The organism is Marinomonas ostreistagni (genome assembly GCF_016888445.1).
GTDB lineage: Bacteria > Pseudomonadota > Gammaproteobacteria > Pseudomonadales > Marinomonadaceae > Marinomonas > Marinomonas ostreistagni.
In genome coordinates, this window is the sequence record NZ_JAFEKF010000002.1 from 865,153 (window position 1) to 886,427 (window position 21,275).

The 21,275-nt window shown below is 48.5% G+C and carries 24 protein-coding genes; 15 read left to right on the forward strand and 9 right to left on the reverse strand.

Annotated features, from left to right (window positions below):
• Positions 1–88: 88 nt before the first annotated feature.
• Together JQX58_RS09465 and JQX58_RS09470 are read left to right on the forward strand one after the other, a co-directional pair.
• Complete coding sequence (locus JQX58_RS09465; protein WP_239090231.1) at positions 89–718, forward strand: cupin domain-containing protein; 630 nt, start codon at positions 89–91, stop codon at positions 716–718.
• 21 nt (positions 719–739) lie between these two features.
• The gene (locus tag JQX58_RS09470; protein WP_204146584.1) at positions 740–1,438 is read left to right on the forward strand and encodes a fumarylacetoacetate hydrolase family protein; all 699 of its coding nucleotides are present in this window, start codon (positions 740–742) and stop codon (positions 1,436–1,438) included.
• On the opposite strand, the gene JQX58_RS09475 is transcribed toward JQX58_RS09470, so the two are convergent.
• Together JQX58_RS09475 and JQX58_RS09480 are read right to left on the reverse strand one after the other, a co-directional pair.
• Complete coding sequence (locus JQX58_RS09475; protein ID WP_204146585.1) at positions 1,423–1,914, reverse strand: DTW domain-containing protein; 492 nt, start codon at positions 1,912–1,914, stop codon at positions 1,423–1,425. The two genes, JQX58_RS09470 and JQX58_RS09475, sit on opposite strands and share 16 nt — an antisense overlap.
• A gap of 55 nt (positions 1,915–1,969) precedes the next feature.
• Positions 1,970–3,181 (reverse strand): ammonium transporter, encoded by a 1,212-nt coding sequence (locus tag JQX58_RS09480; protein WP_204146586.1) that lies wholly within the window; start codon positions 3,179–3,181, stop codon positions 1,970–1,972.
• A gap of 452 nt (positions 3,182–3,633) precedes the next feature.
• Between JQX58_RS09480 and JQX58_RS09485 the strand changes: the two genes are divergently transcribed.
• Positions 3,634–3,846, forward strand: a complete 213-nt coding sequence (locus JQX58_RS09485) for a cold-shock protein (RefSeq protein WP_115468511.1) — start codon at positions 3,634–3,636, stop codon at positions 3,844–3,846.
• A gap of 100 nt (positions 3,847–3,946) precedes the next feature.
• On the opposite strand, the gene JQX58_RS09490 is transcribed toward JQX58_RS09485, so the two are convergent.
• The 4 genes from JQX58_RS09490 to JQX58_RS09505 all read right to left on the reverse strand — a co-directional run bounded on the left by JQX58_RS09490 (position 3,947) and on the right by JQX58_RS09505 (position 7,950).
• Positions 3,947–4,429: a MarR family winged helix-turn-helix transcriptional regulator gene (locus JQX58_RS09490; protein ID WP_204146587.1), complete on the reverse strand. Its 483-nt coding sequence runs from the start codon at positions 4,427–4,429 to the stop codon at positions 3,947–3,949.
• 170 nt (positions 4,430–4,599) lie between these two features.
• Positions 4,600–5,988, reverse strand: a complete 1,389-nt coding sequence (locus JQX58_RS09495) for a cryptochrome/photolyase family protein (RefSeq protein WP_204146588.1) — start codon at positions 5,986–5,988, stop codon at positions 4,600–4,602.
• A gap of 2 nt (positions 5,989–5,990) precedes the next feature.
• A complete protein-coding gene (locus JQX58_RS09500; protein WP_204146589.1) occupies positions 5,991–6,971 on the reverse strand; it encodes a YbgA family protein in 981 nt (326 codons plus the stop codon).
• A gap of 19 nt (positions 6,972–6,990) precedes the next feature.
• Entirely contained in the window at positions 6,991–7,950 is a 960-nt protein-coding gene (locus tag JQX58_RS09505; protein ID WP_204146590.1) for an NAD(P)/FAD-dependent oxidoreductase, read from the reverse strand.
• 108 nt (positions 7,951–8,058) lie between these two features.
• Between JQX58_RS09505 and JQX58_RS09510 the strand changes: the two genes are divergently transcribed.
• Both JQX58_RS09510 and JQX58_RS09515 read left to right on the forward strand, forming a co-directional pair.
• Positions 8,059–8,922, forward strand: coding sequence for a MerR family transcriptional regulator (locus JQX58_RS09510; protein WP_204146591.1), 864 nt, complete (start codon positions 8,059–8,061; stop codon positions 8,920–8,922).
• 83 nt (positions 8,923–9,005) lie between these two features.
• A complete protein-coding gene (locus JQX58_RS09515) occupies positions 9,006–9,239 on the forward strand; it encodes a DUF2061 domain-containing protein (RefSeq protein WP_204146592.1) in 234 nt (77 codons plus the stop codon).
• On the opposite strand, the gene JQX58_RS09520 is transcribed toward JQX58_RS09515, so the two are convergent.
• Complete coding sequence (locus JQX58_RS09520; RefSeq protein ID WP_204146593.1) at positions 9,240–10,055, reverse strand: hypothetical protein; 816 nt, start codon at positions 10,053–10,055, stop codon at positions 9,240–9,242.
• 184 nt (positions 10,056–10,239) lie between these two features.
• Between JQX58_RS09520 and lptM the strand changes: the two genes are divergently transcribed.
• The 6 genes from lptM (at position 10,240) to trxA (ending at position 14,291) form a co-directional block, all read left to right on the forward strand.
• On the forward strand, positions 10,240–10,371 hold the full coding sequence (lptM, locus tag JQX58_RS09525; RefSeq protein ID WP_204146594.1) for an LPS translocon maturation chaperone LptM: 132 nt from the start codon (positions 10,240–10,242) through the stop codon (positions 10,369–10,371).
• 8 nt (positions 10,372–10,379) lie between these two features.
• Complete coding sequence (gene lysA / locus JQX58_RS09530) at positions 10,380–11,633, forward strand: diaminopimelate decarboxylase (RefSeq protein ID WP_204146595.1); 1,254 nt, start codon at positions 10,380–10,382, stop codon at positions 11,631–11,633.
• 10 nt (positions 11,634–11,643) lie between these two features.
• Entirely contained in the window at positions 11,644–12,474 is an 831-nt protein-coding gene (dapF, locus tag JQX58_RS09535; RefSeq protein ID WP_204146596.1) for a diaminopimelate epimerase, read from the forward strand.
• A gap of 10 nt (positions 12,475–12,484) precedes the next feature.
• The gene (locus tag JQX58_RS09540) at positions 12,485–13,153 is read left to right on the forward strand and encodes a DUF484 family protein (protein ID WP_204146597.1); all 669 of its coding nucleotides are present in this window, start codon (positions 12,485–12,487) and stop codon (positions 13,151–13,153) included.
• The gene (locus JQX58_RS09545; protein ID WP_204146598.1) at positions 13,150–13,863 is read left to right on the forward strand and encodes an HAD family hydrolase; all 714 of its coding nucleotides are present in this window, start codon (positions 13,150–13,152) and stop codon (positions 13,861–13,863) included. The genes JQX58_RS09540 and JQX58_RS09545 overlap by 4 nt, the downstream gene beginning before the upstream one ends.
• 101 nt (positions 13,864–13,964) lie before the next feature.
• Positions 13,965–14,291: a thioredoxin TrxA gene (gene trxA, locus JQX58_RS09550; RefSeq protein WP_204146599.1), complete on the forward strand. Its 327-nt coding sequence runs from the start codon at positions 13,965–13,967 to the stop codon at positions 14,289–14,291.
• 56 nt (positions 14,292–14,347) lie between these two features.
• Here trxA and JQX58_RS09555 read toward each other — a convergent pair whose 3' ends face one another.
• Positions 14,348–15,673 carry a peptidoglycan DD-metalloendopeptidase family protein gene (locus tag JQX58_RS09555; protein ID WP_204146600.1) on the reverse strand — a complete coding sequence of 442 codons (1,326 nt, stop codon included), beginning with the start codon at positions 15,671–15,673 and terminating at the stop codon, positions 14,348–14,350.
• A 103-nt stretch (positions 15,674–15,776) separates the two neighbouring features.
• On the opposite strand from JQX58_RS09555, the gene tyrS reads away from it, so the two are divergent.
• Positions 15,777–17,081 carry a tyrosine--tRNA ligase gene (gene tyrS, locus JQX58_RS09560; protein ID WP_204146601.1) on the forward strand — a complete coding sequence of 435 codons (1,305 nt, stop codon included), beginning with the start codon at positions 15,777–15,779 and terminating at the stop codon, positions 17,079–17,081.
• 72 nt (positions 17,082–17,153) lie between these two features.
• Positions 17,154–18,401, forward strand: coding sequence for a tRNA lysidine(34) synthetase TilS (gene tilS, locus JQX58_RS09565; protein ID WP_204146602.1), 1,248 nt, complete (start codon positions 17,154–17,156; stop codon positions 18,399–18,401).
• 70 nt (positions 18,402–18,471) lie between these two features.
• Here the strand turns inward: tilS and JQX58_RS09570 are convergent, their stop codons facing one another.
• Entirely contained in the window at positions 18,472–19,725 is a 1,254-nt protein-coding gene (locus tag JQX58_RS09570) for an outer membrane protein transport protein (protein WP_204146603.1), read from the reverse strand.
• A gap of 187 nt (positions 19,726–19,912) precedes the next feature.
• Between JQX58_RS09570 and JQX58_RS09575 the strand changes: the two genes are divergently transcribed.
• Entirely contained in the window at positions 19,913–20,209 is a 297-nt protein-coding gene (locus JQX58_RS09575) for a DUF6482 family protein (protein ID WP_239090232.1), read from the forward strand.
• Between the two features lie 90 nt (positions 20,210–20,299).
• Complete coding sequence (locus tag JQX58_RS09580) at positions 20,300–21,265, forward strand: PDR/VanB family oxidoreductase (protein ID WP_338040726.1); 966 nt, start codon at positions 20,300–20,302, stop codon at positions 21,263–21,265.
• The last annotated feature ends 10 nt before the right edge of the window (positions 21,266–21,275 follow it).

Here is a 21,275-nt window from a genome sequence, read left to right on the forward strand (position 1 = left end):
CTTAATAGGATTGTAAGGTTTGCGTCAGTGCTAAAGGTAGGGATACACTCATAGGCTAATAATTAAACAGGTGCTGGCGATGTTAAATATGGATTTTTCCAAAGCAGTGGCGATTCAATGCGATGGCCTTAATTGGCAGCCAAGTCCCATGCCAGGCGTTGAGCGTAAGCCTCTGGCCCGTGAGGATGCGGAGCGTGGTCATGCCACCAGTATCGTACGCTACGCTAAGGGTTCTGTGTTCCGCCCGCATCCACACCCGCGCGGTGAGGAGATTTTGGTACTCGAAGGAACCTTTTGTGACGAATCGGGTGCCTTTCCTGCGGGGACCTACTTTCGTAACCCACCAGGTTCGAGTCATGCGCCGTTTAGTCCGGATGGCTGTGTGTTGTTTGTTAAGCTGCACCAATTTCAAGAACTTGATGCTCAGCATGTTGTGCGTACCTTCGACTCGTTGCTAGACCTTCCTAAGAATGTTGCCCACAGACTGCACCACTATCAAAGTGAAACGGCTGATCTTATCAAGCTTGATGACGCGTCTGCTTTAGCTCAATGCTTTTTAAATGCTAGCGCCACGGAAATTTTAGTGATACAGGGCGAGCTGACGCTTGCGGAAGAAACGTATTCGTCACTTAGTTGGTTGCGAGTGCCAGCAATTGATTGGTCTGATGTTGTTGTAAATAGCGATACGGTTTTATGGGTTAAGCAAGGTCACTTTTAAGTGATACGCAAGGAGAGTGAGATGAAATACTGTATTGACCCGGTGTCTGAGGTCATATTACCGATAGTCGATAGTGACAGTGTCTTTCCGGTGCGCCGAGTGTACTGTGTTGGCCGTAACTACGCAGCTCATGCACGGGAAATGGGGGATGACCCAAGTCGAGACTTGCCGTTTTTCTTTTGTAAGGATCGACACTGTATATTACCCGTTACCTTTGAAGGTGTGGCTGAGCTACCTTATCCGCTGGCAACAGAGCAGCTAGAGTATGAGGTGGAGTTAGTGGTCGCTCTCGGTAAGGGCGGAAAGCAATTATCGGTTGAGCAGGCCTCCGAATGTGTATTGGGCTACTCTGTTGGCCTTGATATGACGCGTCGTGACTTGCAGGCTCAGGCCAAAGCCAAAGGGCGACCTTGGGAAGCCGGCAAAGCCTTTGCTGACAGTGCGCCGCTTTCGCCCATCGTGTTGCGCCAGCAGGACCTACTGCAAAGCGGTCGAGTGGCATTATCTGTCAACGGGGAGATGAAGCAGGAGAGTGACTTGACGCACCTGACTTGGTCCATCGCAGAAGTGATTGCCAAATTGTCGGAGCAGTTTGAATTGTTTCCTGGAGATCTGATTATGACGGGCACGCCAGAAAATGTCGGTCCAGTCGTGGTGGGGGATCGTATCGAGGCATCCGTCGCTGGCGTGGGCGTGATCAGACTTCAGGTGGTTGAGTGATCAGGAAGTGCCTGATTATGCTGGATAAACGCTGCTTTTAGCGCCTCGGCCTCTTGATGAAATTGGCGTTTTTCTAGTAAAAATGCCGCGCTTTCGGCGGTGCATAAGCCATTAGTGACTTGATTGCGACGACGCTGAAAGATCGAGGTTTGACCAATAATCTCGTATTTAGGAAATCCATGTAGATAGGGGCTTTGGTTGTACATCTTGCGTGCCTGCTGCCATGTACCGTCCAAAATAATGATGTGTTCGACACTGTTTAATATTTCTTCTGCTGGCGTTTGGTCGATTTGTTCTTCTGGCCGAGGATAGATCAGCAAGGTTTTATCGTTGGGGAGTGCACAAATTGCTGCGTTTGGCTCGGTCCGTTGCCAAGTAATGATTGAGCATTGAGTGGGTAAAACCTGCTTAACCAGCTGGCCGGTACCATTTGATTTTTTTAGTTCTTCGCTGTGTGTTAAAAGCCAAATATGCATTGTGTTAACCGTACGGTGAGACACATTGCCTGCGTCTCACCGTTTTTAGATAGCGTTATTCTTTACCGATCGAGCTTATTTGATGGATCGATAAATCGGCCCCATCGAATTCTTGCTCTTCGCTTAAGCGTAACCCAGATAGCGCTTTGGTTATACCGTAAACTGCAAAACCACCGATCAAGGCAATGGCCAAACCACTGAGTGTGCCGACTAGCTGCGCCATAAAAGTCACACCGCCTAAGCCGCCTGCATAGCTTTGTCCAAAAATGCCTGCCGCAATACCACCCCAAGCACCACAAATGCCGTGTAGCGGCCAGACGCCGAGTACATCGTCGACATTGCGAAGGTTTTGCTGAATCCAAGTGAACAATACGGTAAACAAAGCGCCGGCAATGCCACCCGTCATCAAGGCACCGATAGGATGCATTAGATCTGAACCGGCACAAATCGCCACTAAGCCTGCTAAAGGGCCGTTGTGAATAAAGCCTGGGTCGTTCTTGCCAATCAGCATTGCCGTCAGTACGCCGCCCACCATAGCCATTAAGGAATTGACCGCGACGAGACCGCTGACGCCGTCTAACGTTTGTGCTGACATCACATTGAAGCCAAACCAGCCAATGCAAAGAATCCAAGCGCCTAAGGCCAGGAATGGAATGTTAGACGGGGCAAACGCGACTAAGCGTCCATTGCGAAAGCGACCATTGCGTGTGCCCAGCAGCATGATGGCTGCTAAAGCCACCCAGCCGCCAACGCCGTGGACAACGACAGAGCCTGCGAAGTCATGAAACGGCGCACCAAATTGTGCTTCTAGCCATGCTTGGTAGCCGTAGTTGCTATTCCAGATAAGTCCTTCAAAAAATGGGTAAACCAAGCCAACGATGACTGCTGCTGAGACGAGCATGGGATAAAACTTGGCGCGCTCAGCCACACCGCCAGAAATGATGGCAGGGATTGCTGCAGCAAAGGTCATTAAAAAGAAGAATTTAACTAAGGCATAGCCATTGTTTTCTGAGAGCACGGCAGCGCTATCAAAGAAGTTGATACCGTAAGCAATTTGATACCCAACAAAAAAGTAGACTAACGCAGAAATGGCGAAGTCCGTCATGATTTTGACCAGCGCATTGACTTGGTTTTTATGGCGCACTGTGCCGACTTCTAGGAAGGCAAAGCCTGCGTGCATAGCAAACACCATAATGGCGCCGAGTAGGATAAAAAGAGTGTTCGAGCTGGAAACAAGCGTTTCTACTGCACTATTAATGTGATCCACATGGAGCTCCTGTAAAGGTTGTTGCGCACCGTATTGGTGAGCTTATTCGTTTTTTGCTTCTTGCAGGGGCAAAATAGAGTATTTTGGCGGGGCCTATCCTGGGCGATAGAGGCAATAAGCAAATAATGTGCCTAAATGCATTGGTTTGGTGCTTTATTGGTGAGTGTTTGTTATGGCTGATTACTTTTGGTGCTTTGTCTGTCAAATGGTTGTCATGTTTGCAGAGTAAGCTATCCCACCTGTATACGCTTTAATGAAGTTATGGAACCTATTTAAGATGCTTTTGTATGTGCTTAAGGGTTTATATTTTTATTAAGACGTCATATTATCGAATGGCTACTGTATAAAATTAACTCAATGAATGGGTGGATTTGGCAGGGCAAAGGAACAGCGCTTTATGCGCCTATGATGAATACACACTAAGTGTAGTAGTAAAAGAAAAAGAGGTTATTATGTCAGATCAATTGGTATCCGGTATCGTTAAATGGTTCAACGATGAAAAAGGATTTGGTTTTATTGAACGCGATGGCGGATCGGATGTATTCGTACACTTTCGCGCGATCAACGGTACGGGTCGTCGTACATTGCTTGAAGGTCAAAAAGTGACATTTGAGGTGACTCAAGGTCAAAAAGGCCCACAAGCTGAAAATGTCACGATTGTTTGATCTGACAACTTATCGCCCTAGATAGCATAGGGGATAAACGAAAGGCCGCTTATTAAGCGGCCTTTTGCGTTTTAAGAGGCTGACCAAGCAGTCTAAGTGATCAAGAAAGGTTAGGCGAGTTGATGTCGAGTAATGGCGCTGCGTCTAATGTTTCCGCATCCATCATCATGGCGACACGCTGAAGGGAAGACAGCATTTGTGTCTGCTCCCAGTTTTCAAGTGACTCAAACTCAGAAATAAATTTCTCATGCAGCAGCGGCGGTGTGGTTTTCAGCATCTCACGGCCTTCATCAGTCAGTCGAGCATTAACAATGCGCTTGTCTTTTTGCGCGCGTACTCGAGCCACTAAGCTGCGTTCTTCAAGACGATTTAGAATCGTTGTCACAGTGGCTTGGCTTAAAGAAACATTATCAGAGATTTTGCGTACCGTGACATCGCCAAGTTCTTCGATGGCTCTAAGTACCATAATTTGCGGGATGGTGAGACCACACGCTTTGACGACGCGTTTGGATTGTAGGTCCGTGGCGCGAATAATGCGGCGTAAGTGAACGAGCACTTCGTGTAGGTGTTGAGTTTCGGGCATATTCTCTGTCAGATAGGTTGGGGGATTGTTTGGCGCGCATTATAGGCCATTCACAGGGTGCTAATGAACCCCTAGCAGGGGATCATTGCCTAAAACCTATTGGTTAGAGATCAAAATAATCCCCAGTGTGACCAATGTCAAACGACTGGGGAGTATGAGGATTTGCCGAGTTATTTTAGATTTTCAAACGCAGCGATGGCATTTTTTCGCGATGAGCTGTAATCAATTATAGGCTCAGGGTAGCCTAACTTACGACGCATGGCGCTGGGTGGATTGTGCAGTTGCTTGTCAGAAAGGCTTTTAAGCTCCGGTACAAACTTGCGAATAAAGTCACCGGATTCATCGAAACGCTCAGATTGGCGAGTGGGATTAAATACTCGAAAGTAGGGGGCGGCATCGCAGCCTGTCGATGCGCTCCACTGCCAGCCACCGTTGTTGGCGGCAAACTCACCGTCAATCAAGTGTTGCATAAAGTAGGCTTCACCCCAGCGCCAGTCGGTGAGTAGAAGCTTGGTCAAAAAGCTTGCCGTGATCATGCGCAAGCGGTTATGCATCCATCCTGTTTGGTTCAGCTGGCGTATACCGGCATCGACGATTGGAAAGCCTGTGCGGCCTTCGCACCAAGCGGCGAAGGCATCACTGTTATTGCGCCAAACCACGTTTTGCGTTTCTGGCTTAAAGGGAAGCTCCTTAGAAAGATCAGGGAAGTGCCCCATTAACTGACGGTAAAAATCGCGCCACGCCAGCTCTTTTAGCCAAATACTATGCTGCCAATCACGGTCGTTTTGGCTGTTGGTTTGGATAATGGCTTCGAGGCATTCCCGTGGGCCCAGCGCCCCAAGTGCTAAATACGGTGACAGTAAACTGGTGCCAGGGGTAGCGGGAAAATCACGCTGGTCATCGTAGGCTGCTTCTTTTTTATGGCAAAAATGCCACAGCTTTTCGCGAATAGCCTGAAAATCAGCTGGCCAAATATCGTCACGATAGTCGCTAGCGGTGATCTCAGTGAGCTTAGGTAATTGTGCCTCGGCTTGTTTTTTAGGGGCCTCGTAAGGTGTTTCCACATGACTGGTTAATAGAGTTAGCCAGCGTTTATAAAACGGCGTAAACACTTTAAAGGGCTCGCCTTGCTGGGTGTGCACTGGGCGACTAACAATTAAGTCAGGGGCGAAACGCTGGCAGTCGATCTGAGCATCGGCAAGTGCGTCGGCGACAGCCTGATCGCGTTGGGCTTCATGAGCAGGCAGTTCGTTTTGCCACCATACTTGAGCATAATCATGTTGCTGGCACAGCGCTGTGATAGCCTTAGGGCAGTCGCTGAAACGTTTAAGGTGTAGCACATGACAGGCAATATTTAAGTCATGCGCTCGCTGTTGCAGTGTTTTGATAAGATCAATACGTAAGCCACACTTGGCGTCCGATTCGTTATGTTCTTGCCACTGTTCTGGTGTTAAACAAATAACTAAGGCGATCTCGCCTTGTTTTTGTGCTTGGTCGATGGTTGGCTGGTCCGTAAGGCGCAAGTCATTGCGCAGCCATATAAGCTGAGTGGCAGACATGGTTATACCGTATTCCTTATGCCAAGTGATTGTGGGTAAGGCGCAAAATAACGCTGTTCTTTGACGTATTCGCTGCCATAAAGCTTCAGGTAGTGATACAGCAAGGTAGTAGGAGTGGTGAGGTTCACTTCACCGCGGCGGTACTGTTCGACGACTTCTAGAATGTCGCGGCGAACTTCTGAATCCACCTCACGCTTAAGGTAGCCCACTAAATGCATCAACACGTTACAGTGATCTTTGCGTTTTGCGGGTGTGCTTAAGGCAGCCATAAATTCGCTGAAGTAGCGCTCACAAAGAGTGTCGATGGAGCACTTTTCTTGTCCGGATAGGAGACGCCCTAGAGATTTGTAAGCGGGCTGCGAATGCGCCATCACCACGTATTTATAGCGGCTGTGATAGTCGATCAGGGCTTTCATCGAGACATCATTTAACACCGTATGGCGAAACTCATGATGGGCAAATACGCGTAGTAAGAAGTTTTCGCGTAGGGCCGGATCGTGTAAGCGCCCATCTTCTTCAATCGGTAGTAGCGGATAGCGTTGCTGTAACGCTTGAGTAAATAGCCCCGCCACACGTTGCATATGCGGATGGCCATTTTCCTGATACACCTTGATGCGCTCAAGGCCACAAGACGGTGAGTTCTTCATCAAAATATAGCCATCGATCTCAGGCAAGTTATCTAAATAGCGCTCATTGGCTTGATTGAGCTGATCAGAGACATCACTGCCAGGCGAGTTAGAAAAGGATAAACGTGGCTGTTCTGGGTCGCCTTCAAGGCGCATGGTTGGACGCGGTGTACCAAAGCCTGCCGCCACTTCGGGGCAAAATTTGTGGTATTCAAAAAACTCCGCCAACGGTCCTAGGCAATAAGTCGAGCGGCTGTGGCCGCCATTGTAGCGGACATTTTCACCTAGTAGGCAAGCACTGATGCCTACAGGAACTTTGTGTTCAATTTGGTTTGGATGACAATCGGTGGCAATCATGCTTTCCCCCAATAATTGCTTACAAAACTTTTTTGCGTAAATAGTCGAATGCGTATTGAGCGCTCAACATGGCGCCCTCTGCATCCCCTTGGCAGAGCCAGTCGCCTATTAGGCCGATGTTGAGTTGGTTGTCCCATAGGAAGCTGCTACTCGAGACGGGCATTGCTTGGCGACCAAGCAACCAGCGATGGGGTTCACCGGCTTCATATACTTCGCAGTCAATCACTTCGCTGAAGGCTTGTTGTAGAGCGGCTTGAACCTCGGCCTTGTCGCTGTCTAAGTGGGTCTGGCTCCATTCGGGCGAAGCTTGTACGACCCACAGGTCATCGTCTTGACGCTCACGACCCGGCTTATCGGAATCTTTGATCAAGGTTTCCAGTGAAGGATGAACAGAGAATTGCAGCGGCGCGGCATCGGTTTGGCTGGTGCGTAGCCACATCACCCACTGAGACAAGGTATTGGCGCCCGCGCGGTTGGCTTGCAGTAATAGTGTGCTGGTGTTTGGGATCGTCGCCAGCAGCATTGAGGCTTGTAGGGCAGGTGTCGCAATCATGACATATTCGGCTTTGATAACGGGTTGATACTTATCATCCCGAAGTAGCCAGTAATCGTCGTAGCTACGTTCGATATGTTGTACCTTGGTTTCGGTGACCAGCTCAGCATGGCTGCTTAGGTAGCGCGTAATCGAGGACATACGCGGTGTGCCGACATAGCCGCTTTGCCAGCGTTGCAACACATTTTGCTCAAGCAAATGTTCGCGAATATCGGTCAAATCTTCATCGCTGAACCCCAAAATGCTGGCGCCTTGATCAATGCCGCCACAGGACAAGCGCTTACTTCCGGCGCGTCCACCCGTACCACGAGATTTTTCGATGATAGTCGTCGGGATGTGATGCTGAGTAGCAAGGTGGCTAAAAGTGGCCCCCGCTAGGCCGGCACCAATAATGACAAGTTTGGTGGTAGGGATTGGTGTCGCCATAAAAATTTACTCCGTATTTGCGTCTGACTAACGTTGTACAGCAAAAATGTTTGTATAATTTATATTCTTGTACAAAAATACAAATTGTACAAGTTATGGTTATTGAATATGAAACATACGTCCGCAGACTTAAATGTAGATCAATTTCCGATTCGTGAATTATCCGAGCGCACGGGAGTGAACTCGGTGACCTTACGTGCTTGGGAACGTCGCTATGGATTATTAAAGCCTTTTCGTACCGATAAAGGGCATCGGCTGTATACCGCCTTCGATGTTGAGCAGGTGCAGCGCATTCTGTATTGGATCAACCAAGGGGTGGCGGTCAGTAAGGTTCGAGAGCTGCTATCTCAGCAGGTGTCTCCTGTTGCGCCAGTGCAAGATGAAAGTCCTTGGTTAGCGTGGCGAACCGGCTTTGTTCAAACGGTACGAGCTTTTGCGATAAGTAAATGGGAGGCGCAGTTGCTTGAGGCTATTAAGCAATATCCGGTCAACGTGGTGTTACGCCAGGGGTTGTTACCGGCGCTACAGGTACTGCAAAGCGACCAAGCGAGTGCACCGGCCTATGCGGTGTTGCGAACCTCTTTGAATGAGTTGTTGGTCTCGCTAAAACAAAAGCGGAAACGTGTGCCTGCAAAAGATTATCAAGTGTTGGTGGTGGCGCTAGATGGGCACTACTTGCCAGCGCGGCTGATTACCTGGGCCCTAGCTCAAGAGCAAGAGCACACGCTTTGTTTAGAAGAGATACGCTCGAAAGAAGAAGTGCTGGGAGTGGTGACTGAGCTAGGTATTAAACACTTAGTGTTGGTTGGGGAGGCGCTATCCCAAGCCGAGGCACGCCGCTGGCTGGCGCAGGCGTGGCCAGTTCAAGTGGACTGGGTCGGGTCGGGGTTGTGGTTAGAGGCGCAGCAGGAAAATAGCCCAGAACAACGTTTCTATGCTAACTACTTTGTCTACCTTGATAGCTTAATGTAATTAAGATGGTTCTTTTAATCTATTTCAATAATCTTGGGTGAGCTTTTACTCTTAACCTTAATCGTTGAAGAGGAGTGAAGCCGATGAAAACCTTAACTTTTGCCCTAGTGCATTTTTCCATTGCGTTTACTGTTACTTACTTGGTTACAGGAAGTTTTTTGTTGGGTGGTACTGTCGCGTTGTTGGAGCCAGCCGTGAATACAGTGGCTTACCACTTTCATGAAAAGCTTTGGGCCAATGGTCGTCTTCAGGCTTTATTTCATCAGGAAAAAGGCCGCTTCACGCAACTCTTGTCGCTGTACGCTCAAAAGTCCTAACTAACGCTCAGGAATACTGAAAGGCAGGTCATTAAACATATCACTGCGCAAGATATCAGTGGTGATATTGAGCTCAAAGCGGAAGGTGTGCTGTTGCCCTGAGCAGCCTGATAGCACTACTTGCCATTCGCCATAACTACCAGGTTCAGGCAATTTCCAACACACCCCTTTGATATTGACGTAGCGCGTGCCATCCGCGTCTTCGGTGATCGGGTAGTCGTGCTCTTGGATAACCCCTTTTTTGTATTCAGCCTGCAGGTTTTTGGCTTCACTCAGCGCCTGTCTAAAGTTAGGCGAGAAAGCCGCTTTTGCTGTATCGACGGTGTTTTCACGATTTTTGTCGTTACCTATGTCTAGTAAGCTGTCCTGTTTCCAGTTCTCTGGTAGCTGATCTAAGCCCTGTTGCAGTTGGTCTATTTCCCGTAGCGAGACAGCCCGTTGGCGCACGTTTGCGGTGCTAGCTGGTGTTGAGGTCGGCGCGACCGGCGTTTCTGTGCTAACCGGCGCAAGAAGATCGGCTGGCATAGGGTTGCTAGGTTGCGACGGTATGCTGTTAGGCACTGGGGTGTCGTTTACAGAAGTATTGTCAATTGGAGCATCTTCTGGCTCAGTAAAGGCTGTTTGAGGGGCTTCTATTGGCGGCTCTGGTTGTGAGTCTTCAGTGTCCGCCGGAATAATAGAAACGTTGAGCTGTGGCGGCGCTTTCGGCAGTGCATCAATGCCCCAGTGGCGATCTTTAAATCCCAAGAAAAAAAGGCCGTGCAGGCATAAGGCAACGATTAATGCCAACAACCATGGTTTACCCAAACGCCCCATGAAGATCACCTGCCTTCTTCTTACCAACAAACTCTGCACTGATACCGTGCAGTCCTTCACTATAACAAATCAAGCCCTTGGTGGAAGAGGGGCGCGGCAAAGAATTTTCGTCAAAGTTCCTAGCAGGGGTGGGAATCACAGGGGGGATCAGTATACTGTCAGAAAAATGTATTAATGGATGGTGATGACAGTGTTAAAGCCCTTTTTTGTCGTGTTTTTTGCCCTAGTGTTAAGCGCTTGTGGTAACAAAGGTCCGTTGTATTTACCGGATCAGCCGACCGCCGAAGAGACTGCCACCACTACGAATCAGAATTGAGGTATACCTTGTCTTTTTTTAATTACTCAGGTCAGCAACTACAGGCTGAAAACGTTTCCTTAGCAGATATCGCACAACAATACGGCACACCTACGTATGTTTACTCACGTGCCGCGTTTGAGACTCACTATCAAGCGTATGCGGATGCGTTTGCTTCACACCCAACCCTGATTTGTTACGCCGTGAAAGCGTGTTCAAATATTGCCATCCTAAACGTACTGGCGCGTCGCGGTGCGGGCTTTGATATCGTGTCAGTAGGTGAGCTTGAGCGTGTGTTACGCGCCGGTGGTGATCCGAGTAAGGTGATGTTCTCAGGCGTAGCCAAACAAGAACACGAAATGCGCCGTGCGTTAGAAGTGGGCATTCACTGCTTCAACGTTGAGTCAGAAGCCGAGTTGCATCGCCTGAACAAAGTGGCAGGTGAGCTTGGTAAGCAAGCGCCAGTGTCGCTACGTGTGAATCCTGATGTGGATGCCAAAACGCACCCTTACATCTCGACCGGTCTAAAAGACAATAAATTTGGTATCGATATCCAAGATGCAGTACGCATCTATGGCGTAGCGCACTCACTTGAAAACCTGAACGTGATGGGCGTGGACTGCCACATTGGCTCGCAGCTAACCGAGCTACAACCCTTCTTGGATACCTTTGATCGCTTGATTGATTTGATTGATCAGTTGGCCGAGCAAGGCATCGAGATCAAACACCTTGATCTAGGTGGCGGTCTAGGTGTGCGTTACCGTGATGAAGTACCGCCAGAGCCAAAAGATTACGCTGCGCTATTGCTTGAAAAACTAGGTGATCGTCCACTTTCACTAGCGTTTGAGCCAGGTCGCTCGATCGCTGCCAATGCGGCTGTGATGTTGACTAAGGTTGAGTTCCTAAAATGCACCCCGCATAAAAACTTTGCCATCATTGATGGTGCGATGAACGATATGATTCGTCCTTCGCTGTATGGTGCTTGGATGGACATTGTCCAAGTTAACTTGGAAGCGACAGCAGAAGGTAAGCGAACTTATGACCTAGTTGGCCCGATTTGTGAAACCGGCGACTTCTTGGGTAAAGATCGTGAACTAGACATTGAGCCAGGTGGTTTATTAGCCTTGTGTTCAGCAGGTGCCTACGGCTTTACCATGGCGTCCAATTACAACAGCCGTGGTCGCGCTGCGGAAGTGATGGTTGATGGTGATAAAACCTACTTGATTCGTGAGCGCGAAGACATTGAGCATCAATTAGCTGGTGAGCAATTATTGCCTGCTTAAGGAGCCTGATGTGTTATTAAAATTTACCAAAATGCATGGCCTTGGCAACGACTTTGTCGTAGTCGATGCGGTGTCACGCAAGGTGTACTTCAACAAAGCGCAGATTGAGCGCTTAGGTGATCGTTACCGCGGTATTGGCTTTGATCAATTGTTGGTGGTTGAGCCGCCTTCCAATCCTGATATGGATTTTCGCTACCGCATTTTTAACTGCGATGGCTCAGAAGTAGAGCATTGCGGCAATGGCGCCCGTTGTTTTGCCAAGTTCGTATTGGATCGAGAGTTGACCAATAAGCGCGTCATCAATGTTGAGACTAAGCGTGGCCAAATTCAGCTGAATGTCATGAATGACGGTCAAGTGTCCGTCGATATGGGTGAACCAAGCTTTATGCCTGACGACTTACCGTTTATTGCTGATGGGGTACAAGAGCTTTATACGTTGGAAGCCGCTGGACAGACAGTCGAGCTTACGCCTGTATCCGTTGGCAACCCGCATGCGGTGATTCGTGTAGACGAACTGAGCGATGAGATCGTACATACTGTTGGCCCTGTAGTGGAATGTCATGAGCGCTTCCCGAAAAACGTCAATGTGGGCTTTATGCAAGTCTTGTCTGCCGATGAGGTGAATCTGCGTGTGTTTGAGCGCGGTGTGGGGGAAACGCAAGCTTGTGGTACAGGTGCCTGTGCGGCGGTCGTCGCTGGCATTAAGCAAGGCTGGCTAAATTCGCAAGTGTTGGTGCATCTACCAGGCGGTGATCTGCGTATCGAATGGCAAGGGCCAAGTCATCCGATTGTCATGACTGGGCCCGCCGAAAAAGTCTTTGAAGGACAAATTTATCTTTAAGAGAGGTTCCATGACGGAAGAGGAAGTCGTCCGCTATCTAAAAACAACGCCTGATTTCTTTGAGCGACATCCAGCGTTATTAGAGGAGTTGACTATTCCTCATCCGGTTCACGGTGGTGCTATCTCGCTGTTAGAGCGTCAGGTCTCTTTGTTACGTCAATCGACCGCGGATTATCGTGGTGAGTTTGAGCGTCTAGTAGACATTGCACGCGAAAACGAAGCGATCATGAAAAAGAGTCGACGCTTAATTTTGAAGTGTCTAAGCTGCGAAAGCTTAGACGACTTTGCCGCCGTGGTCGAAGAAGTCATGCGGGAAGACTTTGCAGTCGATTATTTGTCGATGGTGCTGTTTACCGATGACACGCTCGACACGTCTATTCGCACGGCCAGCTGGGAGTCGTCTGAGCCGATTCTCAAAGAAATGCTGTTGCACTCAGGTTGCTATTGCGGCGTCTTATCGGTGGCCGAGTCAGAATTCTTATTTGCTGGGCAAAGTCGCTCGGTGATGTCATCAGCCGTGCTACCGTTAGTATCCTTAGAGAATGGCCAAGTGGTATATCATGGCGTGCTCGCGTTAGGTTCGAATCGCTTAAATCACTTCGATAAAGACAAGGGCGCACTCTTCTTAGATTATTTCTCCGATTTGCTCAGTGCACTTTTACTTAGGTTATTACCATGAAAACTCTGATTTCTTTCGACTTGGACAACACCCTATGGGATGTGGATCCAACTCTCGCACGAGCAGAGCACGCCATGGAAAAATGGTTTGATGACCATTTTCCAGGCTTTGCCGAACAGTTTTATACGCCAACTATGGATCCTTTAAAGTATGAGATCTATGAGTTGTACCCTGAGATTAAACATGATGTAACTAAGGTACGCTTGGCGCAGTATCAAGTTGCTCTAGAGCGCTATGGTTTGCCAAGCGAAGAAGCAAAGCAGCGAGCAGAGCAGGCGTTTAATGTGTTTTACGACTGGCGTCAGCGTATTGATTTGTACCCCGATGTGCATCCGACGTTGACTAAGCTGTCTGAGCGCTATGAATTGGCCGCTTTGACCAATGGCAACGCCGATGTATTCCATAAGTTCATCTCTTTGGATCATTACTTTAAAACCGTGATTCGTGCCGACAAAGAAGGCATCGCTAAGCCCGATGCAGAGATTTTTCAGCGTTTGGCGGAGCGCGCGGATGTGCCGATGGAGCGTATTATTCACGTTGGCGACCACCCGATCGATGATGTGCAAGGGGCGGTAAACGCTGGGGCTCGTGCGGTTTGGTTTAACCGCCATGGTGCTCGCCGCTGGCGCTCTGAGTGGTCAGTGACGCCAGATGCCGAAGTGCATTCGTTGCCGGAGTTGGTGGCGCTGTTGGAAGACATGACGTTATAGCGTTTTGCTATCAGCGCGGTTAAGTATTCTGATTTTTAAGCGCTGAGATTAGTGATACACTAGATCACATTAAAGAAATAACCGAATTTAAGGATTTAGCAATGAGCGAAAATATCGTAAACGTAACTGATGCTCAGTTCGAAGAAGAAGTTCTAAAATCTGACCTACCTGTGATCGTAGACTTTTGGGCACCTTGGTGTGGTCCTTGTAAAATGATCGCGCCGGTTCTTGAAGACGTTGCTCAAGAATACGCAGGTCGTGTTAAAGTTGTTAAAATCAACGTTGATGAAAATACTGAAACAGCACCTAAGTACAATGTACGTGGTATCCCAACACTGCTTGTTATCAAAGGTGGTGAAGTGGCTGCGACTAAAGTAGGCGCTGTATCAAAATCACAACTGATCGAGTTTGTTGACAGCGCACTATAATCCGCTGACACAATCGAATTTAAAAAGCCGCCTTAGGGCGGCTTTTTTGTGCCTGCTCAGCGGCGTAAGCGTGATAGGGCTTGATTGAACGCTGGCGAATGGCGCTGTGTAAAACGCTGCATGGTTTGCTGTGCGTAGGGTAAAAAGGTGCGCAGCTCCTGCTGATTCATCGGGCTATCATTTGGAATAGTGATGGTCTCAGGGTCTTGATGTTGGCCATTAATGCGAAACTCGTAATGCAAGTGTGGTCCTGTGGCCCAGCCGGTCTCCCCGACGAAGGCAATCACTTGTCCTTGGCGCACGTCACGGCCTGCAATCATTTGCTCGGCAAACCCATTTAGGTGAGCGTAAAGCGTACTAAAGCCATGCCCGTGATCAACGATAATAGTGTTGCCGTAGCCGGTCATCTGCCCCACAAATGTTAATGTGCCATCGCCTGCACTTTGTACTTCGGTGCCGGTCGGTGCGGCATAGTCCGCTCCTTGATGAGGCCGTGTGGTTTTGAAGATTGGATGTAAGCGGTGTGGGTTAAACGGTGATGAAATGCGTGTGAAGTCGACGGGTGTACGAATAAACGCTTTGCGTAGCGACAAACCGTCTACGGTAAAATAATCAGTACGTTTTTGTGTGTCATAACGTAGTGCCTCAAATACGCGGCCGTTGTTAATAAATTGCGCCACTTGAATGTCGCCGTAGCCCACCACATCGCCTTCTACTTCCTGTACTTCGTAGACCAGCGCAAAGCGGTCGCCTTGGCGAATGTCTAAAGCAAAATCAATGTCCCAACGGAAGATGTCCGTCAGTTGAAAGAGGATCTTGTCCGGAATGCCTGCATTGGCGCCATCGACAAACAGTGATGTTTGAATCGAGACTTCTTTGTAGAGTCGTTCAGTGCTAACTGGCACCTTGTGTGTTTCAAATCGAAAAGCGCCACCGCCATAGGTGAATTCGTAGCGTTCGGTGCGATTAGGGGTAAGTATGACCTTTTTGAGGTCCTGTGATGGCATCGCAACAGTGACTTCTAAGGTCTGATTGGGTTGCAGACGACTAAAGACTTGATCTTCATCCGCACGAATCAGCATGGCGATTTGACGATTGCTGATGCCTAAGCGATCCAGAATACGCGATAAAGAATCTCCTTCTTGTAGTACAAAAGTGGTGGATTCTAACGTTTGTTCTTGTTTTTGTAGATGCTCGGGCGTAGCGACAGTTTGCGGCTCAGGAATGGGTCCCGCACTGGCCGACGATGAGGTTGGTGTGGTGCTATTGGTTTGTGTGGATACCAAAGGTTGTGTGCTAGGCCAAAACAACAGACTCGCCCCAGCCAAGACAAAAATACATGAGGCAACGAGTAAGCTTTTTGGTAAGCGTGATTTGTTCACTTTTTGGCGTCCATTTTCATTACAAAGCCGTGTAATCCTATCAACTAAGTGGCTATAATTGAACGCTAAATATTTTCACTCAACTAGGATTTGGATCTACACAATGACACAACAAAACCTCGACCTATTAGCTGATTTGCAAGCTCGTGGGCTAATCGCTCAAATGACATCTGAAGAAGAGCTGCGCGCTCACTTGTCATCCGGTCGTCGTACTTTGTATTGTGGCTTCGATCCAACCGCTGACAGTCTACACCTTGGTCACTTGGTGCCGCTATTAGTACTGAAACGCTGCCAAGATGCGGGTCATAACCCGATTGCCTTAGTTGGTGGCGCAACAGGTATGATCGGCGACCCAAGCTTTAAAGCAGCCGAGCGTTCATTAAACACCTCTGATGTGGTGGGCGACTGGGCGAATAAGATCAAAGGTCAAGTGAGTCAGTTTATTGCCTTTGAAGGCGTCGATAACCCAGCACGCGTGGTCAATAACCTAGACTGGACCGGGGAAATGAATGTGATCGATTTCTTGCGTGAAATCGGTAAGCACTTCTCGGTTAACGCTATGATTAACAAAGAGTCAGTGCAGCAACGTCTGAATCGCGAAGGTTCAGGTATCTCTTTCACTGAGTTCTCTTACGCCTTGCTGCAAGGCATGGACTTCGCTGAGCTGAATCGTCAGTACGACTGTACCTTGCAGGTTGGTGGTAGTGACCAGTGGGGCAACATTGTTGGTGGTATCGACTTGTCTCGTCGTCAAAACCAAGCGCAAACGTTCGGTTTGACCGTACCTTTGGTGACCAAATCAGACGGCACTAAATTTGGTAAAACGGAGTCGGGTGCGGTATGGCTTGATTCGAGCAAGACGAGCCAGTACTCATTCTACCAATTCTGGCTTGGCACCGCGGATGCTGACGTCTACAAATTCTTGAAGTACTTCACTTTCTTATCGATTGAAGAAATTGATGCGATTGAAAAGGCCGATCAAGAAAACGGCGGTAAGCCACAAGCACAGGCGATCCTAGCCCGTGAAGCGACGCGTTTGGTACACGGTGAAGAAGGTCTAGCCGCAGCAGAACGTATTACTCAAGCGCTATTTAGCGGTGAAACAGATCAGCTAAGTGAGCAAGATCTTGAGCAGATCCAGCTAGACGGTCTGCCAAGCAGCTCATTGGCAGGTATCGATCTTGCTGACACGCCACTGACAACGTTACTTGCGGATGCAGGTCTGGCTGCTAGCGGTAAACAAGTAAAAGATGCATTGCAGCGTAACTCTGTCATCGTTAATGGTGTCGCTAAGGGGATGGACGATAACATGGCTGCTGCTGAGATCTTTACCGCAGAGAATGGCTATTACGGCAAATACTTCTTGGTCAAACTGGGCAAGAAGAAACACCATTTATTTGCTCTGTAAGCCGCTTGGTTTATCGTGTTAAAGGCGCTTCGGCGCCTTTTCTGTTTGTAACGCCTGAGAAAGAGACAGTGCATGATTGATATCGACTTCGAGCGTATTGAGTGCTTACTTGGCGCGCACGGGAAAGTATGGGTTGCGCTAAGCGGCGGTGTGGATTCGATGGTGCTGCTGTACTTGTTGACCCATCAAGCCCCTTCGACACTGCGCCAGCGTGTCATGGCAGTGCACGTGCATCATGGTTTAAGTGAGCAGGCCGATGCTTGGCTGCGCCATTGTCAGCAGGTATGTGCGGACTGGCAGATACCTTTTGTCAGCGAGTGTGTGCAGGTCGAGCAGGGCGCTTCGGTTGAGGATCAGGCGCGACAAAAACGCTATCAAGTATTCGAGCAGTATGTTCAAGCGGGCGATGTGTTGCTGCAAGGTCATCATGCCAACGATCAAGCTGAAACACTGTTATTTAGGCTTGAGCGCGGCTGCGGCTGGCGTGGTATTCAGGGCATCCCAGAGCATCGCGAGCTGGGAGATGCTGTTATTGTTCGACCCTTACTCAATACGCCACGGGCACAGATAGAAGCGTTCGCACGGCAGCACCATGTATCTTGGGTAGAAGATGAGTCGAATGACGATGCGCGTTTTCGCCGCAACTTTTTACGTCATCAAGTGCTTGCGCCTTGGCAGCACAACAACGGCCAAGTAGTGGAGCGCATCGCACAGAGTGTCACGCGCTTACAAAGTGAAGCGCAGGTACTGGAGCGCTTAGTGCAAGACAGCTTAGCTGGCTTTATCGACGCCGATGGTGGACTGCTGCTCACCAAGCTTCCTGAGGACGAGCGAGGTTTTTGGCTTACCACTTATTTAGCACAGCAAGGTATTGGTGTGACACAACATCAACAAGCCGCTTTAGTACAAATGTTTTTTAGTCATCAAGCGAAGCGTCCGCAGTACCAAAGTGCTGACTATCGACTGATAAGGTTTCAGGATGTGCTGTATGTGTTACCTAAGGCACAGATAGTGTCTGAACAGACGCTGGCCGCTGATACTTGGCTGGAGCGCCCGTTTGATCGCCTTTACTGTGATCAAACAGTACTGATTCGATCTCGACCAGAGGGAATTCAACTACGCATGAATAATGGCCGTCATCGTCCGCTAAAAAAATGGTTACAGGATCAAAAGATCCCTAGCTGGTGGCGTGAGCAATTGCCTTATATTTTTTGTGATCAGACCTTGGTCGCGATCGGCGATCTTTGGCAACACCCTGATTGGCAGGGCAAAGTGATTTGGCAGCGTAATGGTGCTTTGGTGTGGCCTTCGAATACCTAACTTTTCAATATCTAAAATAAAGCCCAGCGAGTAGCTGGGCTTTTTGATTGGAATGCTTGTTTAACAATACTTAGAAAGATCGACTGTATTGCAGACCCAAAAGAATTGCATTTGCATGTGTCGTACCATTAATTGATGAAACATTCGTACTAGGGTTCCCTGGATTAGGTGTGTTTTCTGTAACGTTCACATCTTCTCCTAGCAAGTAGGTCGCTCCAAAATCGATACTGCTGACATCATCAGGTTTGTATGTGAACCCAGCAGAGAGCCATTGACGATCCGAGTCAGGTACAGCAATCGAGCGTACTTGATCTTGAGCACTAGTATCATACATATAGCCAGCACGCAGCTCCCATGCATCGTTCATATAGTAAGTGCCACCGATGGCATAATGCCATGCGTCTTGCCAGCTGTACTCTTTAATGTTTCCTGTTTTTTCTGCTTTTAAAGTGTCGAATTCTGACCATTCAATAAACTGAATACTGTAATGAATGGCATACTTGGGTGATAAGCGATGATAGCCGGAGAATTCCGCCATATCAGGAAGTGGCATTAAGACTGTATCTTCTATAGCAGTTGCCGTGGGGGCTGATGGGTTGAACCGGTAAACATCCCCATCAGCTTCAATTTCAGGGCTGTAGTGGTAATCAAAACCGAAGCGGTGATTTTTGTTTACTTCATACATCGCGCCTACATTCCAGCCTAAAGCCCAGCCATCTGCCTCAATGTCGAGAACATCTCGGCCGCCGCTGTAAGCTGTATCAGGTCTAGTGAATGTACCTTTTCCGTAAATAGCATCTAGACCTGCACCAAGAGATACTGCAGGAGTGATTTTGTATGATCCCACTAAGCCTAGGTTAAGGCTTTTAACATCGGTTTTGCCGCCGTACTCTTTGCCAGCGTAATCGTCGCTGAACTCAGTCTTGGTTCCAAAATTAGAATAGGCGCTGAAACCCCAAGCAAACTTGTCATTTATAGGCTGAATGTAATAGAAATTGGGAACTAAGGATGTGTCTCCTACCGAGTTTGTATCTGCATTAGCCGTCCCCCCTAGTCCGGAATATGTAGAATCTTTTACTTCAATATCTGTCGTTATGGTTTCAAAGCCAACTGATAGAGCTGGTTGCTTGAAAAGTGACATCGCCGCTGGGTTGCGAGCGATGACTGAAGCGTTATCGCCAATAACGCCATCACCCGCAAAGGCACGGCCGAGGCCAGTCGCTGACTGGGCGTTAAGTTGAAACCCTGCTGCATAGAGTTGCGAAGCAGAAAGGGCAATGGTGGTTGCGATGAGTGTTTTTTTTAATGGTTGCAGCGAAGTCATCTTGGGTTCCTTATTGTTATCGTTCATGACGTGCCGAAATCGACTCGGTCTAGTTGTCTACTGAACATAGTTCGCTTTGTAAGCGGTTTCCATGTAATAAAGCGGCTTTATTTGTTGCATATTCGTTCAAAAATAGTCATCTGTTCAACCTATTTGTACGTAAGTTTTACAACTCAGTAGGAGGTGGATGATGAAAATAGCAGACTTACATGACATTCAGAGTTTTGAAAAAGTGCGAATTCACTCGTTGGAGTCCAACTTGTATCAGCTTTCGGTGGTGATTGACGGGCAAGAGCATTACTTGCATGACCAGCGTGGTGAACTTCTAAAAAGTCATAATAAGCTCGAGTTGCAGCAGCTGTTTGAAGGCAAGCAGGTTGAGCAAATGGTTCTCTGTCACCAAAGTGCTTATGATGAAATGGTGGGGCAGCCAGTCGGTGAAGGCAATACCTTAGAGGTGCCGCTGGGTAATCCTTGGCACTAATCACTTTGATACCAACACTATGGCTATTTCCTAGCATCTCTAAGTACTCTATATTTAAGAGGTAAATGATTGCTAGATGAGGTGGAGCCAGTGAAAGCCATAATGTTGGATTTGGTGGTACAGCGCATCCTGAAAGAAACCGAGGATGTGGTTCGAATCGAGTTGGCGCGCGAAGATGGCGAGCCGTTGCCTGTCTACCAAGCTGGCGCGCACATTACCTTGCAATTGCCAAGCGGCTTATTGCGCCAGTATTCCCTTTGTCGCTTGCCAACCTCTGGCAAAAGTTTTGAAATCGCAGTGTTGCGCGAGCCTCAATCCCGTGGTGGCTCAGCGGAGCTGCATCGACTTAAAGAAGGCGATGTGCTGCAGTGTAAGTTTCCGCAAAACCATTTCCTACTAACCAACCCACGTTCCCCAGCCCTGTTGATGGCGGCCGGTATCGGTGTTACGCCTTTGATCCCGATGGCGCAAACGCTGCACAAAACGGGTACCAACTTTTGTTTGCATTATTCGGTTAAAAGTTCTGCTAAAGCCCCCTTCTACCAGATGCTCAAAGACTCGCCCTTTGCTGATAAGGTGCAATTTCACTTTACTGATACCGAGCGCCGTGCCGATATTAGAGCGTTGCTGGAGCAGCATAAAGATAAGCGCGATATCTATGTATGTGGTCCGCAGGCGTTTATTGATACCGTCTTGGAGCAAGCCGCAAGTTTGGGCTGGCCTGAGACCAAGCTACATCGTGAGTACTTTAGTGGATCCCGTTCGCCAGAGATGGACAATGCGCCATTAGATGCGTTTCAGGTCAAAGTTGCCAGTACCGGTGAAATGATCGATGTCGACCAAGGTGTGACGATTACGGAAGCCTTGGAAGCCAATGGCATTGATGTACCTGTTTCTTGTGAAGAGGGTTGGTGTGGCACTTGTATGACGGGCTTGATCGAAGGTGTGGCGGATCATAGAGACACTTTTTTATCCAATGATGAGCGCGCTTCAGGACAATTAATTATGCCTTGTTGCTCACGGGCGCGTAGCGAATGTTTGGTGTTAGATTTATAAATCAAGGACT